Annotated in this window: 16 protein-coding genes; 9 read left to right on the forward strand and 7 right to left on the reverse strand. The window is 73.0% G+C overall.

Features of this window, described 5'->3' with window-relative positions; translation table 11 throughout:
- Window positions 1–72: 72 nt before the first annotated feature.
- From IE140_RS07615 to IE140_RS07625, 3 genes are all read left to right on the forward strand, one after another.
- Window positions 73–936, forward strand: coding sequence for a class-II aminoacyl-tRNA synthetase family protein (locus IE140_RS07615; RefSeq protein WP_150193957.1), 864 nt, complete (start codon window positions 73–75; stop codon window positions 934–936).
- A 70-nt stretch (window positions 937–1006) separates the two neighbouring features.
- A complete protein-coding gene (locus IE140_RS07620; protein WP_093443288.1) occupies window positions 1007–1279 on the forward strand; it encodes an acetyl xylan esterase in 273 nt (90 codons plus the stop codon).
- Window positions 1276–1959, forward strand: coding sequence for a 4'-phosphopantetheinyl transferase family protein (locus IE140_RS07625; protein ID WP_150193955.1), 684 nt, complete (start codon window positions 1276–1278; stop codon window positions 1957–1959). The genes IE140_RS07620 and IE140_RS07625 overlap by 4 nt, the downstream gene beginning before the upstream one ends.
- On the opposite strand, the gene IE140_RS07630 is transcribed toward IE140_RS07625, so the two are convergent.
- A complete protein-coding gene (locus IE140_RS07630) occupies window positions 1913–2536 on the reverse strand; it encodes a TetR family transcriptional regulator (RefSeq protein WP_032776158.1) in 624 nt (207 codons plus the stop codon). The two genes, IE140_RS07625 and IE140_RS07630, sit on opposite strands and share 47 nt — an antisense overlap.
- A gap of 270 nt (window positions 2537–2806) precedes the next feature.
- Here IE140_RS07630 and IE140_RS07635 point away from each other — a divergent pair, with 270 nt between their 5' ends.
- The 3 genes from IE140_RS07635 to IE140_RS07645 are packed head-to-tail and all read left to right on the forward strand — an operon-like array spanning window position 2807 to window position 5971.
- Window positions 2807–4120, forward strand: coding sequence for a glycosyltransferase family 4 protein (locus IE140_RS07635; protein WP_150193953.1), 1314 nt, complete (start codon window positions 2807–2809; stop codon window positions 4118–4120).
- Between the two features lie 52 nt (window positions 4121–4172).
- Window positions 4173–4904, forward strand: a complete 732-nt coding sequence (locus tag IE140_RS07640; protein WP_019764966.1) for a class I SAM-dependent methyltransferase — start codon at window positions 4173–4175, stop codon at window positions 4902–4904.
- The gene (locus IE140_RS07645) at window positions 4901–5971 is read left to right on the forward strand and encodes a prenyltransferase/squalene oxidase repeat-containing protein (protein WP_032776160.1); all 1071 of its coding nucleotides are present in this window, start codon (window positions 4901–4903) and stop codon (window positions 5969–5971) included. Before IE140_RS07640 ends, IE140_RS07645 begins: the two co-directional genes overlap by 4 nt.
- A gap of 23 nt (window positions 5972–5994) precedes the next feature.
- On the opposite strand, the gene IE140_RS07650 is transcribed toward IE140_RS07645, so the two are convergent.
- Window positions 5995–6285 carry a hypothetical protein gene (locus tag IE140_RS07650; RefSeq protein WP_109178351.1) on the reverse strand — a complete coding sequence of 97 codons (291 nt, stop codon included), beginning with the start codon at window positions 6283–6285 and terminating at the stop codon, window positions 5995–5997.
- Between the two features lie 128 nt (window positions 6286–6413).
- Between IE140_RS07650 and IE140_RS07655 the strand changes: the two genes are divergently transcribed.
- Together IE140_RS07655 and IE140_RS07660 are read left to right on the forward strand one after the other, a co-directional pair.
- Window positions 6414–6989 carry a hypothetical protein gene (locus IE140_RS07655; RefSeq protein ID WP_150193951.1) on the forward strand — a complete coding sequence of 192 codons (576 nt, stop codon included), beginning with the start codon at window positions 6414–6416 and terminating at the stop codon, window positions 6987–6989.
- Window positions 6990–7077: 88 nt separating this feature from the next.
- Window positions 7078–7857, forward strand: a complete 780-nt coding sequence (locus IE140_RS07660) for a maleylpyruvate isomerase family mycothiol-dependent enzyme (protein ID WP_150193949.1) — start codon at window positions 7078–7080, stop codon at window positions 7855–7857.
- An 11-nt stretch (window positions 7858–7868) separates the two neighbouring features.
- On the opposite strand, the gene IE140_RS07665 is transcribed toward IE140_RS07660, so the two are convergent.
- From IE140_RS07665 to IE140_RS07685, 5 genes are all read right to left on the reverse strand, one after another.
- A complete protein-coding gene (locus tag IE140_RS07665; protein WP_150193946.1) occupies window positions 7869–8879 on the reverse strand; it encodes an LLM class F420-dependent oxidoreductase in 1011 nt (336 codons plus the stop codon).
- Between the two features lie 115 nt (window positions 8880–8994).
- On the reverse strand, window positions 8995–9852 hold the full coding sequence (locus IE140_RS07670) for a DUF5336 domain-containing protein (RefSeq protein ID WP_150193944.1): 858 nt from the start codon (window positions 9850–9852) through the stop codon (window positions 8995–8997).
- A gap of 167 nt (window positions 9853–10019) precedes the next feature.
- On the reverse strand, window positions 10020–10928 hold the full coding sequence (locus tag IE140_RS07675) for an N-acetylmuramoyl-L-alanine amidase (RefSeq protein WP_150193942.1): 909 nt from the start codon (window positions 10926–10928) through the stop codon (window positions 10020–10022).
- A gap of 82 nt (window positions 10929–11010) precedes the next feature.
- Complete coding sequence (locus IE140_RS07680) at window positions 11011–11598, reverse strand: class I SAM-dependent methyltransferase (protein ID WP_366386611.1); 588 nt, start codon at window positions 11596–11598, stop codon at window positions 11011–11013.
- A gap of 59 nt (window positions 11599–11657) precedes the next feature.
- Window positions 11658–13256, reverse strand: coding sequence for an MFS transporter (locus IE140_RS07685; protein ID WP_189460213.1), 1599 nt, complete (start codon window positions 13254–13256; stop codon window positions 11658–11660).
- 178 nt (window positions 13257–13434) lie between these two features.
- Between IE140_RS07685 and IE140_RS07690 the strand changes: the two genes are divergently transcribed.
- A complete protein-coding gene (locus IE140_RS07690; protein WP_189460215.1) occupies window positions 13435–15804 on the forward strand; it encodes an acyl-CoA dehydrogenase family protein in 2370 nt (789 codons plus the stop codon).
- The last annotated feature ends 15 nt before the right edge of the window (window positions 15805–15819 follow it).

Below are 15819 nucleotides of genomic sequence, written 5' to 3' on the forward strand. Positions count from 1 at the left end.
GCCTAGTGTCCAAGGGCGTGGCCGGGTAGATGACGGCCCGTCAATCCGCTTTTCCAGAAAGACGGCGGTCTCATGAACACATCCAGCATCACCGCTCTGCCGGACATCGAGCTGAAGAGCCCCGGCGCAGGCCTGATCACGCTGGACCCGGTCCGCACCGCCCTGCTGCGGGGCCTGGACGACCTGCTGACCGGTCTGGCCGCGCAGCTCTCCGCCCCCGAGGTCGTCGGGCCGCCCCTGCTCTCCGTCGACGGCCTCGCGCGGCTGGACTTCTTCCGCAACTTCCCCCATCTCGGGGTATCCGCAGGCCGGTTCGGCCCGGACGTGCTCGACGGCCTGGCCTCCGGCGGCTCGCCCCAGGATCTCCCGCTCCAGCCGACCGGTCATGTGCTGCCGTCCGCGACCTGCTACGGCCTGCTGCTCTCCCTGGAGGGCGCGGACGTGGGCGAGGACGGGCTGCGGCTCTCGGCGGCCGGCCGCTGCTTCCGCAACGAGACCCACTACGACGGCCTGCGCCGCCTGTGGGGGTTCCACATGCGCGAGGTGCTCTACCTCGGGACCAAGGACGGGGCCACCGAACACCAGGCGCGGGGAGGGGAGTTCGTCCAGCAGGTGGCGGGGCGGCTCGGCCTGACCCTGACCCGGGCGGCGGCCGACGACCCGTTCTACGACAACGGGGGGTCGCGGGCCCGGCTGATGGCGCTCGACCCGGTCAAGTACGAGTACAGCGCCCCCGACGGCACGGCCATCGCCTCCGTCAACCGGCACCGCAACTTCTTCGGTGAGCGGCTCTCCATCCGGGCCGGCTCCCACGGGCCCGCGTACAGCTCCTGCGTCGCCTTCGGCGTCGAGCGCTGGGTGCACGCGATGATCCTCGCCCACGGCACGGCCGAACAGGCGCTGGAGCGGCTCCGGGCCGCCGTCGCCGGTTCCTGACCTCCACCCCCCGGTCCGTCGGCCACCGGAACGGCTCAGTCACCAGAACAGCAAGAGGAGCGTTTCCCCCATGGACCAGGTCTCAGCGTGGCTCCACGAGAAGAATCCCGGCCTCGACGGCCCGATCGGTGTGGACGAGGACCTCATCGAAGCCCGTCTCATCGACTCGATGGACTTCCTGGAGTTCATCGACCTCCTGGAAGAGATCTCGGGCACGAGCATTGACCTTCAGGAGGTCACCATCGACGACTTCCGCACCCTCGCCCGCGTCCAGGAGCGCTTCCTCGACCCCGCCGGCCATGCGGAGGTCCCGGCCGGCCATGCGGAGGTCCCGGCCGGGTGAGCGCGGGGCCCGGCCGGCTGGGCCCGGGGCCGACCGTCTCGTACGAGAAGCCCCCGGCCGCCGTCGCGCTGGTCGCCACCACCGCCGAGGTGCTGGCCCACCCCGAGCTGGACGAGGACCTGCTCGCCCCGTGGGAGCGGCAGCGGCTCGCGGGTATCCGGGTGCCCGGCCGACGCGACGACGTGGTGGCGGCCCGGCTGCTGCTGCGGCTGTGCGCCTCCCGGGCCACCGGGCTGCCGCCCCGGGACGTCGCCCCCGCCCAGCGCTGTCCCGGGTGCGGGCGGGCCGGGCACGGCCGGCCGTATCTCCCGGACCACCCCGGCCTCGGCGTCAGCTACAGCCACGCCGACGGGCTGGCCGCGGCGGCGGTCGGGCCGGGCCCGGTCGGTATCGACGTGGAGCCCCTGACGCGTCGGCCGGGACCCGTCTCCGTACTGCGGCGGCTGCTGCCGCACGACGAGGTGGACGCCGCCCGCGCCGGGCCGGATCCCGGTCCGGCGCTGCTGCGGTTGTGGGTCCGGCGGGAGGCGCTGTTCAAGGCGGGGGCGGACGACGTCCGGCTGACGGAGTGGACGGACCGGGGGCGCGCGGCCGTCGTCGCGCTCGCCGGAGCGGACGGAGCCCACAGGGCACTCAGCCCCGCCCGGTCTCCCGCCCCGGCTCCGCCGTCAGGTCGATGAGGCGGCAGACCGTCTCGATGTCGATCTTCACCTGGGCGATCGACGCCCGGCCCGACAGCCACGTGATCAGCGCCGAGTGCCAGGTGTGCTCGATGACCCGGACCGCCGAGAGCTGCTCCGGAGTCGGGTGCTCCAGGCCCATCGCGTCCAGGATGATCGCCGTGGTCAGCCGGGAGACCGTGTCCACCTCGGGGCTCACGCTGCGGTCCGCGAACGTGAGGGCGCGGACCATGGCGTCCGCGAGGTGCGGTTCGCGCTGCAGGGCGCGGAAGGCGCGCATCAGGGTCTCCGCCACCCGCTGGGCCGCGTCCTCGCCGGCCGGCGGGCGCTTGCGGAGCGTGGTGTGCAGATGCTGGAGCTGGTCCTGCATGGTCGCGACCAGCAGATGGATCTTGGACGGGAAGTAGCGGTAGAGCGTGCCGAGCGCGACCCCGGCGGCCTCGGCCACCTCCCGCATCTGCACCGCCTCGAACCCGCCCCGGCTGGCCAGCTGGGCGCTGGCGTGCAGGATGCGGCGGCGACGGGCCTCCTGGCGCTCGGTCAGCGCAGGCGCTGCCGGTCTGGCGTCCGCGGTCATGCTGTCCCCGTTCCACGATCCACGATCCACGATCCATGGCTTGATCCACCCGGACGGGCGAAGCGGGCGGTCCGGGCGCGCACAGCATGCCAGGGCGTCCGTCGTGGCGCGAATCACCTGATCCGGCCGTTCCGCAGACGCTACCTGCCGGTAGATTCGACGCACGTCGAGCGATCAAGTACGAAACTTGTTCAGCTAAGTCTGAAACTTGTTCTAGATTAGCGCGACCGGTTACGCTCCGGCGAACACGCAGTCAGAAGGGGGCCGAGTGTGACCGCTGAGGCCATAGAGACAGGCCCCCGCACGGGCGACGGCAGCATCGCCGGGACCGGCGACCGGCCGTTGCGCATCGCACTCCTCACGTACAAGGGCAATCCGTTCTGCGGCGGCCAGGGTGTGTACGTACGCCACCTCGGGCGGGAGCTCGCGCGGCTCGGGCACAGCGTCGAGGTCATCGGCGCGCAGCCCTACCCGGTGCTCGACGAGGGCGTCCCGCTGACCGAGCTGCCCAGCCTGGACCTCTACCGGCAGCCCGACCCCTTCCGTACGCCGAAGCGCGGCGAGTACCGCGACTGGATCGACCTCGCCGAGGTCGCCACGATGTGGACCGGCGGCTTCCCCGAACCGCTCACCTTCAGTCTGCGCGCCCGCCGCCACCTGCTCTCCCGGCGCGGCGAGTTCGACGTCGTCCACGACAACCAGACCCTCGGGTACGGACTCCTCGGCGACCTCGGGGCCCCGCTGGTCACGACGATCCACCATCCGATCACCGTGGACCGCAGGCTCGACCTGGCCGCCGCGACCAGCCGCCGCCGGCGCGCCTCCGTACGCCGCTGGTACGCCTTCACGCGGATGCAGAAGCGGGTCGCCCGCAAGCTGGACACCGTCCTCACCGTCTCCGGCTCCTCCCGCGACGAGATCGTCGAGGACCTCGGCGTACGCAAGGACCGGATCAGCGTCGTCCACATCGGGGCGGACACCGACCTGTGGTCGCCCGACCCCTCCGTCCCCGAGGTCCCGGGCCGCATCGTCACCACATCCAGCGCCGACGTCCCCCTCAAGGGCCTCGTCCACCTCGTCGACGCGCTCGCCAAGCTCCGCACCGAGAACCCCGCCGCCCACCTCGTCGTCGTCGGCAAGCGCGCCGAGGACGGGCCGGTCGCCCGTGCCATCGAGCGGCACGGGCTCGCGGACGCCGTCGAGTTCGTCAAGGGCATCACCGATGCCGAGCTGGTCGACCTGGTGCGCAGCGCCCAGGTCGCCTGCGTGCCCTCGCTGTACGAAGGTTTCTCGCTGCCCGCCGCCGAGGCCATGGCCACCGGCACCCCGCTCGTCGCCACCACCGGCGGGGCGATCCCCGAGGTCTCCGGCCGCGACGGGGAGACCTGTCTCGCCGTCCCGCCCGGCGACGCGGACGCGCTGGCCGGCGCGCTGACCCGGCTGCTGGCCGACCCGGAGCTGCGCGCCCGGCTCGGCGCGGCGGGCCGCGCACGGGTGCTGGCCAACTTCACCTGGGCCCGGGCGGCCGCCGGAACGGCCGAGCTGTACCGTCGGGCGATCACCGCCCGCGGAGTCCGCAGGTGACTGCGACCGCGTTTACCGGAACCCGTACCTCCGACCTCGAAGGCAGGCCCTCGTGCTGACCGTCGACTTCACCCGCTTCCCGCTCGCCGCCGGCGACCGAGTGCTCGACCTGGGCTGCGGTGCCGGCCGGCATGCCTTCGAGTGTTACCGGCGCGGTGCGCAGGTCGTCGCCCTCGACCAGAACGGCGAGGAGATCCGCGAGGTCGCCAAGTGGTTCGCCGCGATGAAGGAGGCCGGCGAGGCCCCCGAGGGCGCGACCGCCACCGCGATGGAGGGCGACGCCCTCAACCTGCCCTTCCCCGACGACTCCTTCGACGTCGTGATCATTTCCGAGGTCATGGAGCACATCCCGGACGACAAGGGCGTCCTCGCCGAGATGGTCCGGGTCCTCAAGCCGGGCGGCCGGATAGCGATCACCGTCCCGCGGTACGGCCCCGAGAAGATCTGCTGGACGCTCTCCGACGCGTACCACGAGGTCGAGGGCGGCCACATCCGCATCTACAAGGCCGACCAGCTCCTCGCCCGGATCCGCGAGGCCGGACTCAAGCCGTACGGCACCCACCACGCGCACGCCCTGCACTCGCCGTACTGGTGGCTCAAGTGCGCCTTCGGCGTCGACAACGACAAGGCCCTGCCGGTGCGGGCGTACCACAAGCTGCTGGTCTGGGACATCATGAAGAAGCCGCTCGCGACCCGGGTCGCCGAGCAGCTCCTCAACCCGGTCGTCGGCAAGAGCTTCGTCGCGTACGCCACCAAGCCGCACCTTCCGAAGGCCGAGGCGTGAGCACCCCCGAACAGACCGAACACCTCGTTCTGCCGGGTGTCCTGACGGCGTCCCAGGCCGCCGAGACGGTCGCCGCGATCGCCGCCGTACAGCGGGAGGACGGGGCGTTGCCCTGGTTCCGCGGGCACCACCTCGACCCGTGGGACCACACCGAGGCCGCGATGGCCCTGGACGCGGCCGGCGAACACGAGGCCGCGGCCCGCGCCTACGAGTGGCTCGCCCGCAACCAGAACGCCGACGGCTCCTGGTACGCCGCCTACCACGACGGCGATCCGCAGCAGCCGACGGACCGCAGCCTGGAGAGCAACTTCTGCGCGTACGTGGCCGTCGGCGTCTGGCACCACTACCTCGCCACCGGCGACGACGCGTTCGTCGACCGGATGTGGCCCACGGTCTACGCGGCGGTCGAGTTCGTGCTCCGGCTCCAGCAGCCCGGCGGCCAGATCGGCTGGAAGCGGGAGCCCGACGGCACCCCGGTGACCGACGCGCTGCTGACCGGCTCCTCCTCCATCCACCAGGCGCTGCGCTGTGCGCTGGCCATCGCCGAGCGCCGCGAGGAGCCGCAGCCCGACTGGGAGTTGGCGACCGGGGCGCTGGCCCACGCGATCCGCAGCCACCCCGAGCGCTTCCTCGACAAGAACCGCTACTCGATGGACTGGTACTACCCGGTCCTCGGCGGCGCGGTCACCGGCACCGAGGCCACCGCCCGCATCCAGGAGGGCTGGGACCGCTTCGTCGTCCCCGGCCTCGGGGTGCGCTGCGTGCTGCCCAACCCCTGGGTGACCGGTGGCGAGAGCTGCGAACTCGCCCTGGCCCTCTGGGCGACGGGCGAGTCGGACCGGGCCCTGGAGATCCTCCAGTCCATCCAGCACCTGCGCGCCGACGGCGGGCTGTACTGGACGGGGTACGTCTTCGAGGGCAACAAGGCCGTCTGGCCCGAGGAGCTGACCACCTGGACGGCGGGCTCCCTGCTGCTCGCGGTGGCCGCGCTCGGAGGGGACGAGGCGACCACCGCGGTCTTCGGCGGCGAGCGGCTGCCGGTCGGCCTGGAGCCGGACTGCTGCTGAACACCGCCCGGGGCGGGGTCGGTTCAGCGACGGAGCCGACCCGCCACGGCGTGCCCGATGAAGAGGTAGACCGCCGCCGCGAGACCGTAGCCGGCGACGACGTTCGCCCACGTCTTGTCGAACGTGAACAGGTCGTACGACCAGCCGGCCAGCCAGCGGGCCGAGTCGTGCACCCACTGCACGAAGTCGTTGCCCCGGTTGGCGTCCAGCAGGTACATCAGGATCCACAGGATGATGATGAAGGCCAGGATGTCGGCCACGACGGCGATGATGCGGGCCGCTGAACTGCTTCCTGAACGGGTTCTGGGAGACATGGAACTCTGGTTGCCGCTTTACGCAGGGTGAAACCCGGACGGCCCATGCCGGGTGGCCGCCGCCTGAGGAACGGGTGAGTCTGGGCGGGAGTGTCGAGATTCGTCACTCTCGGTCAGGAGGCCCCGCCGTGCCCCGTTCCGTACCGCTCCGCCGCACCCTGGCCGCGCTGCTGCTGTCCTGCGCCCTGGTGGCGGGCGCCACCGCGTGCGGCGGCTCCGACGACACCTCGGGCGGCAACGCGGCGAGCGCCTCGGCGGCCGCCAGCCCCGCCGTCTCCGTCTCCGCCTCGGCCCAGAAGCAGCGGCTCGCCAAGACCCGGTTCGTCGCCAACGCGGGGCTCGCGGCGGGGGCGACGTACCAGTGGATCATCAAGCCGTACCGCGCCGGGACGTTCAAGAAGGGCGCGGAGGGGCGGCGGCTCGCGCTCGTCAAGGCGGGTCTGGCGGGCGGGTTCGCCTACAACCGGCTCAAGGCCGCGGCGGAGAACGCCAAGGGCGACCCGCTGCTGTCGAAGGCCGTCGCCCCGCTCACCGCCGGGATCGAATCGCTCAAGGGCCTGGGGACCAAACTCCGCAAGGGCGAGGCGGGGGAGGGCGACGTCGGCGCGTTCGAGAGTGTCATCGACAGCATCAAGAACGCGGGCAGGGACGCGGGCGCCGAGGTGAAGGACAAGGTTCCCTCCACCTCCCAGCTGACCGGGTAGCACCCGTCGGCCGATGCTGTCCGCCGGCCGGACAACTCCGGGCGGATATTGTGGTGATCACCCCGGATGCCGCCGGTTAGGGTGCCGCATGAAATCTCTTTCCCACGACCGCTACTGCGACGAGATCCTGGCCCAGACCGACGCCCTGCGCGCGGTGCTGACCGGTGCCGATCTCGGCGTGACCGTTCCCAGCTGCCCCGACTGGACCCTCCGCGAGCTCGCGGTGCATGTCGGCGGCGCCCACCGCTGGGCCGGCGAGATAGTCCGCACCCGGGCCACCGAGGAGTTCCCGGATGACAAGGTGCCCGGCATCGAGGGTCCTGACAGTGAGGACCCGGCCGCGCTGGACGCCTGGCTCGCCGAAGGCGCGGCCGCCACCGTCGCCGCGCTGCGGGAGGCCGGGCCGGACACCGGGGTGTGGACCTGGGCGAAGGAGCAGCGTACGGCCTTCTGGGCGCGCCGCATGACGCACGAGACGGCCGTGCACCGGGCGGACGCGGCACTCGCCGCCCGCGCCCCGTACGAGGTCGACGCCGAGGTGGCCGCCGACACCATCGAGGAGTGGCTCGGCATCGTCGCCCTCGCCCAGGAGGAGGGCGACCCGGAGGCCGTCGAACTGCGGGGCGGTGGGCGCTCGTTGCATCTGCACGCCACCGACGTGCCCGGCGCGGAGTGGCTGATCGAGTTCGGCGACGACCGCTTCACCTGGCGGCACGCGCACGAGAAGGCCACGGTCGCGCTGCGCGGCACGCTCACCGATCTGATGCTCGTCTTCAACCGCCGCCTGAAGCCGGCCGACCCGCGCGTGGAGGTACTGGGCGACGCGGCGCTGCTGGACTTCTGGCTGGACCGGTCCTCCTTCGGCTGAGCCGTCGGATTCTAGGAGTTGAGCTCCGCCAGGACCCGCAGCGTGTCCGGGTCCGGGGCGGTGACCAGCAGATCGGTCACCGGGCCCGCGCGCCACAGCTCCAGCCGCTCCGCGATGCGGGCGCGCGGCCCGATCAGCGAGATCTCGTCGGCGAACGCGTCCGGCACCGCCCGCACCGCCTCCTCCTTGCGGCCCTGGAGGAACAGCTCCTGGATCCGCCGGGCCTCCTCCTCGAACCCCATGCGGGCCATCAGATCGGCGTGGAAGTTGCGGGCCGCGTGCCCCATCCCGCCGATGTAGAAGCCGAGCATCGCCTTCACCGGCCACAGCCCCTCGGCCACGTCGTCGCAGACGTGCGCGCGGGCCATCGGCGCGACCATGAACCCCTCCCGGAGCCCGGTGAGGGACGTTTCGTAGACGTCGGTGCGCAGCGGTGACCAGTACAGCGGCAGCCAGCCGTCCGCGATCTCCACCGTCTGCGCGATGTTCTTCGGGCCCTCGGCCCCCAGCAGGACCGGGAGCGAGGCGCGCAGCGGATGCGTGATCGGCTTCAGCGGCTTGCCGAGCCCCGTGGCGTCGGGGCCGTCGTACGGATGGGAGTGGAAGCGGCCCGCCAGCTCGACCGGTCCCTGCCGCGCCAGCACCTGCCGGATCACCTCGACGTACTCCCGGGTCGCCGTCAGCGGGCTCTTCGGGAACGGCCGCCCGTACCACCCCTCCACCACCTGCGGCCCGGACAGGCCGAGACCGAGCAGCATCCGGCCGCCGGAGAGATGGTCCAGGGTCAGCGCGTGCATGGCCGTCGCGGTGGGGGTGCGGGCGGCCATCTGGACGATGCCGGTCCCCAGCCGGATCCGTGAGGTGTGGGCGGCGATCCAGGTCAGCGGTGTGAAGGCGTCCGAGCCCCAGGCCTCCGCCGTCCACACCGAGTCGTAGCCGAGCCGCTCGGCCTCCTGGACCAGGGCGAGCTGACCGGGGTCCGGGCCGCGGCCCCAGTACCCGAGCGCGAGTCCGAGCCGCATACCGTTCCCTCCAGCCGTGTCTGACGATCAGTCAGATCTGTGGGGTGCGGGTTGGACTGTACGACAACGGCCCCCCGCCCGGAAGGGCGAGGGGCCGCGGTCGGTGCGGTCGGGATCAGCCGCGCTGGATGCCCGTGGTGTCCTGGAGGACACCACGACGGCCGTCCTGCGTCTGGGCGATCAGGCTCTGGCCGCGCTGCTCCACCGCGAGATACCAGGTGCCCGGCGCCAGTTCGGCGATCGGGTTCGGCGAACCGTCCTCGCCGTACAGCGGGCGCGCCACCGGAACGGCGAACCAGAACGGGGTGAAGTCACCCGCCGGAGCCGCGCCGCCCTGCGCGGGCTGCGGGGCCTGGGCCTGCTGCGCCTGCGCCGGGTCGCCCTGGGCGGGCCGGCCCTGCTGGGGCGCGCCCGGGTAGCCGTAACCCTGGCTCGGCTGGGCGCCGTAGGGCGCCTGCTGCTGGCCGCCCGGGTAGCCGTAGCCCTGGCCGGGCTGCGCACCGTACGGCTGCTGGCCACCCTGGAGGCCCTGCGCCGGGGCGGTCGGGCTGAGGAGCGGGGCCTTGAGGAAGGGCACCATCGGTCCGGCGATCGCGGCGCCGGCGAGCACGATGGTGGCGAGCAGGCCGAGGATGAGGCCGGCCCCGGCGTTGTTGATGTCGAGGATCGTCCAGAAGGCGGTCCACAGCGCGAACACGGCGAGCGCCGCACCGAACTGGCCGAGGTCCAGCCCGACGACCTTGCGGCCGGGCAGCGCACGGCCGACGATCATCAGCGCCGCCGCGATGACACCGGCGAGGTAGACGCTCATCAGGATGCCGAGCGCGTCCCAGGCGTTCGGGCTGTCGAACCGGGAGCAGTCGACGCCCTGCGGGCAGTCGTAGCTGGAGAAGTCGAGGAAAGAGGCGATGAACAGCACGACCGCTGCTCCGATCACCACGCCGTCGCCTCGTGTGAGGGATCGGATATTCACGTGAAGGTCCTTAGTCGGTCGTCTCGTCGGGGCGGTCGTCGCTGCCGCCGGTGCGGCTCGAAGCTCGGGAGCGGCTCCCCATCGTACGGATGAATCTATCGTCTGCCCGGGCGGGTTGCTCCCGAGCCCGGATCATGAGCGGGTATCCCCCCAATATCACCGCAGAACTACCCCTTCAGGTAGCTGGTAATGCCGTCGGCCAGTCCCTGGGCCGCCTTCTGCCGCCAGCTCGCACTGGTGAGCAGGGCGGCATCCTTCGGATCACGCATATTGCCGCATTCGACGAAGACTTTGGGCACGGTCGACAGATTCAGTCCACCGAGATCATCGCGGGTGTTCAGGCCGGTATTTCCGCCGATGTAATTGGAAGGCGCGCTTCCGGTCGTGCGGGCGAAGTGTCCCGCGATCCTCGCGCCGAGATCGGCGGAACTCTTCACGATCTTCGAGGTGTCCGCACCGCCGCCCTTGACCCCGGCGGGCAGGATCACATGGAAGCCCCGGTTGCCCACCGCCGATCCGTCGGCGTGCACCGAGACGACCGCGTCGGCCTTCGCCTCGTTCCCGATCCGGGCCCGCTCGTCGATGCACGGCCCGAACGGCCGGTCCGCGTCGTGCGTCAGCCGGACCCGGGCGCCCTCGGCCTCCAGCAGCGCCCGCAGCCGGTGGGAGACGTCGAGGGTGAACCGGGCCTCCGCGTAACCGTCGTTCGTGGCCGTCCCGGTCGTGTCGCACTCCTTGCGGCCGGTGCCGATGTCGACCTGCCGGTTGATCTCCCGGGTGTGGTCGCGGTTACCCGGATTGTGCCCCGGGTCGATCACCACGGTCCGGCCGGTCAGCGGGCCCTTCGGCAGCGGCTTCGCGGAAGGGGAAGCGGAAGCGGTCGGCTCCGGCTGTTCCCCGGTCGGGGCCGTCGACGTCGCGGCGTCCCCGCCGGGCCGGGGCGAGGCCGCACCGGCCTCTCCGGGTTCCTGGCCGCCACCGCATCCGGCGGCGGTCAGGCACACGGCGGCCAGCGCGGCGGCAACGGACAGGGGCCGGGCGCGGCGGGTGGGGGGAGGGCTGTCGTCGTACGGCACGCGGCGATGCTACCCATCCGGCCGTCGGGGCGGGCCCGGGTCCCGGCCCCGGTCCCGTACGACCCGGATTCGGTCCGTACGCTCAGATCCCGGTGCCCGTGCGGCGCAGCACGCGCAGCGAGTCCGTCACCGACACCTCCGTGAACGCCCCGGAGGCCAGCGCCCGCCGGTAGATCCGGTACGGGGCCTGCCCGCCGTCGGCCGGGTCGGGGAACACGTCGTGGATCACCAGCAGCCCGCCCTCGACGACATGCGGGGCCCAGCCCTCGTAGTCGGCGTTCGCGTGCTCGTCGGTGTGCCCGCCGTCGATGAAGACCAGCCCGAGCGGTCCGCTCCACACGGCGGCGACCTGCGGGGAACGCCCGACGAGCGCCACCACGTGGTCCTCCAGGCCGGCCCGGTGCAGGGTGCGGCGGAAGGTCGGGAGCGTGTCCATCAGCCCGACCTCCGGGTCCACCACGCTCGGGTCGTGGTACTCCCAGCCCGGCTGCTGCTCCTCGCTGCCCCGGTGGTGGTCCACGGTGAGCGCGCTCACCCCGGCCGCCCGCGCCGCGTCCGCGAGGAGGATCGCGGAGCGCCCGCAGTACGTGCCCACCTCCAGCAGCGGCAGCCCGAGCGCACCGGCCCCGGTGGCGGCGGCGTACAGCGCGAGCCCCTCGTGGACCGGCATGAAGCCCTTGGCGGCCTCGAACGCGGCGAGCACGTCCGGGGACGGGGAGGGGGTGGCGGTCACGGGGTTCCTCCAGGTGGGGGCGGTTCTGCTGACGACGGCGCCCCATCGTGCCGTACGGTCCGGGCGGCCGTCGCAGCGGGGGCCGCGGCGGCCACCGGGGCGACCGGTGCGGGGGAGGGGGCGGGGCCCGGTCCGGCGTCCGCGCTGCTCGCCAGGAGCACCGGGTGGGCGGAGGGCCGCTGTGGGGGCAGGAACGCCGCCAGCACCAGGCCGATCAGCACCGCGCCCGTGGCGATCAGGAACGAGATCCGGAACCCCTCCATGGACGGCACCTCGACCGAGCCCGTGGTCACGGAGGTGTTGGCGAGCACCATGCCGATGACGGCGCTCGACACCGAGGTGCCGATGGACCGCATCAGGGTGTTGAGGCCGTTGGCCGCGCCGGTCTCCGACGGGTCGACGGCCCCGATGATCAGAGCGGGCAGCGAGGAGTAGGCGAGGCCGATGCCCGCGCCGAGCATCACCGCGATCAGCACGGTCTGCCAGGCGGCGGAGAGCAGGCCGAGCCCGGCCCCGTAACCGATCGCGATGACCAGCATGCCGAGCATCAGCGTGGCCTTGGGGCCGCGTCGGGCCGAGATCCGGGCGTACAGCGGGGCGACGAACATCATCGTCACGCCCAGCGGGGCCACGCAGAGCCCGGCGACCACCATGGACTGCCCGAGGCCGTAACCGGTCGACGTGGGCAGCTGGAGCAGTTGCGGAAGGACCAGGGAGACCGCGTAGAAGGCGACCCCGACCATGATCGAGGCAAGGTTGGTGAGCAGCACCTCGCGGCGGGCGGTGGTGCGCAGATCGACCAGCGGCGCCGGGATGCGCAGTTCGAACAGACCCCACAGCACCAGGGTGACCACGGACGCGGCGAGCAGCCCCAGGGTCGGCGCCGAGGTCCAGCCCCAGTCGCTGCCCTTGGTGACCGGCAGGAGAAGGAGGACCAGGCCGAGCGAGAGTCCGAGGGCGCCGATGAGGTCGAAGGAGCCGGGCGCGCGCAGCGGGGGTTCGGGGACGAGCGTGTACGTCAGCGCCATCGCGAGCAGGCCGAGCCCGGCCGACCCGAGGAACAGGGCGTGCCAGTCGGCGTGCTGGGCGACCAGCGCGGCGACGGGCAGCGCGAGCCCGCCGCCCACCCCGATGGACGAGCTCATCAGCGCCATCGCCGAGCCGAGCTTCTCGCGCGGCAGTTCGTCGCGCATGATGCCGATGCCGAGCGGGATCGCGCCCATGGCGAAGCCCTGGAGCGCGCGGCCGGTGATCATCACGATCAGGTCGTCGGTGGAGGCGCAGATCAGCGAGCCGATCACCATCACGGCCAGCGAGGCGAGCAGCATCCGCCGCTTGCCGTGGAGGTCGCCGAGGCGGCCCATGATCGGGGTCGAGACGGCGCCCGCGAGCAGAGTCGCGGTCATCACCCAGGTGGCGTCGGCCGGGGCGGTGTCCAGCAGGACCGGCAGATCCTTGATGACCGGGACGAGCAGGGTCTGCATGACCGCGACGGTGATGCCCGCGAAGGCGAGGACGGGCACGATCGGGCCGGAGCGCGCTTCTCGCGGCTCGGGAAGTTCCTCCGCGTGCCGTATCCGTTGCGTCCTTCGCATGCGTGAGGCCTCCCGGGCAGCCGTCGATCACCCGGGCTCCCCCCAAGTGCATGCAGGGTGAACGCTTCTCGGCGGCGGTGGTATTCCGGCCGGATCCGGCAGTCTCCTGACCTTCCGTCAGATTGAAACGTGTTCTACTCTTGCGCCGTTCCAGTGGCTGCGACCGGCGGAGACGCGCATGGGCAGGGGCACGGGCAGGGGTACGGCGATCGGTACCGGCATCGGCATCACCGAGGAGCACCGCGCGCTGGCGCACTCCGTACGGGGGTGGCTGGCGCGGGCCGCACCACCCGGCGAGGTGCGCAAACTCCTCGACGCGGAAGGCCCGGCGGCCTCCGGCGTGCGCCCCGCCCACTGGGAGGCGCTCGCCGGGCAGGGGCTGACCGGCATCCATCTGCCCGAGGCGTACGGCGGTGGCGGCGGGAACCTCCTCGACCTCGCCGTGGTCCTGGAGGAGGCCGCGTACGGATCGCTGCCGGGGCCGTACCTCGCGACCGCGCTGGTGGGCGCGGTGCTGCGGCGGACGGTGGGCCCCGGGACCGGTGACCTGCTCCGGGCCCTCGCCGCCGGGGACCGCACCGCCGCCCTGGCCCTCGGCCCCGGTACCCTCGCCGCCACCCCGACCCCGGGCGGCCACCGCCTCGACGGCACCGCCCCGCCCGTCCTGAGCGCCGACGCGGCCGACCTGCTCCTGCTGCCCGCCGCCGACGCGTCTGGCGGTGTGCTCTGGTTCCTCGTGGACGCCGGTACGCAAGGGCTCACCGTGCGCCCGCACCGCAGCGTCGACCCGACCCGGCCCACAGCCGAGGTGCGGGCCGACGCCGTCCACGTACCGGCGGACCGGGCCGTGCCGGTCGCCGCCCCCGGGCTCGTCCGTGACCTGGCCGCCGTCCTCCTCGCCGCCGACGCCTGCGGCACCGCCGCCCGGAGCCTGGACACCGCCGTCGCCCACGCCGCCGTACGCGAACAGTTCGGGCGGCCCATCGGGGCGTTCCAGGCGGTCAAGCACCTCTGCGCCGACATGCTCGTCCGCCTCGAACAGGCCCGCGCCCTCACCTGGGACGCGGCCCGCGCCGCGGACGAGGCGGCCGGGGCCGAGGGGGCCGGAGGAGAGGCGACCGCGGACGAGGCGACCGCGGACGAGGCGACCGCGGACGAGGCGACCGCGGACGAGGCGACCGCGGACGAGACGACCGGGGCCGATGCGCGCGGGGCCGAGGCGACCGCGGCCGATGCGCGCGGGCTCACCGCCGCGCTCGCCGCCGCCACCGCACCGGAGGCCGCGTACACCTGCGCCAAGGACGCCATCCAGATCCTGGGCGGCGTCGGCTTCACCTGGGAGCACGACGCCCACCTCCAGCTGCGCCGGGCCGTCCTCGCCCGTCAGCTCCTCGGCCCCGCCGACGCCCACCGGCTGCGCGCCGCCCGCCTCGCCGAGGCCGGGGCCCGCCGCGAACTCGCCCTGGAACTCCCCGCCGAGGCCGCCCGCCACCGCGCCGAGGCCCGCCCCCACCTCGCCGCCGCCCGGGGCCTCGCACCCCGCGAGGCCCGCCGCGCCCTCGCCGCCACCGGCTACGCGGCCCCGCACCTCCCCGCTCCGTACGGGCTGGACGCCGGCCCCGTACAACAGCTCGCGATCGAGGAGGAGTTGCGCGAGCAGGGGATCCGGATCGGTGACCTGTCCATCGCCACCTGGGTGGTGCCGTCCCTGATCGCGTACGGGACGGCAGAGCAGCGCGAACGCTATCTGCCGGCCACCCTGCGCGGTGATCTCCAGTGGTGCCAGCTCTTCTCCGAACCCGACGCCGGATCCGACCTCGCCGCGCTGCGCACCCGTGCGGTACGGACCGACGAGGGCTGGCGGATCACCGGGCAGAAGGTCTGGACGAGCGCCGCCCGCACCGCCGACCACGGCATCCTGCTGGCCCGCACCGACCCGGACGCGCCCAGGCACCGCGGGCTCACCTGCTTCCTGGTCGACATGAAGAAGGCCCGGGGCATCGACATCCGGCCGCTGCGGGAGATCACCGGCGCATCCCTCTTCAACGAGGTGTACTTCGACGATGTGCTCCTCCCCGCCGATGCCGTCGTCGGCGAGGTCGGCGGCGGCTGGCGGGTCGCCCGCCACACCCTCGGCAACGAACGCGTCCACATGGCCGACCAGATGACCTTCGATACCGGCCTTGAGGCGCTGATCGCCCGCTCGGCCGGGTTCGACGAGACCGTCCGCGCCCGGATCGGCGCCCTCGCCGCCGAGGCCCACGCGCTCGCCTGCATCGGGCTGCGCGCCACCCTCCAGCAGGTCTCCGGCGGTCAACCGGGCGCCGGGGCCTCGGTCCGCAAGCTCGTCCAGACGACCCACCAGCAGCGGGTCGCCGAACTCACCCTCGAACTCCTGGGCCCGCAGGGCGCGGTGGACGAACCGGCGGCGGGGGAGCGGGCCCTCCACGGCTTCCTGATGTCCCGCTGTCTGACCATCGCCGGCGGCACCACCCAGATCCAGCTCAACGTCGTCGCCGAGCGCGTCCTCGGCCTGCCCCGGGACTGAACACCCCTTCCACCA

This window comes from Streptomyces parvus, assembly GCF_014648875.1.
Taxonomy (GTDB): Bacteria; Actinomycetota; Actinomycetes; order Streptomycetales; family Streptomycetaceae; genus Streptomyces; species Streptomyces parvus.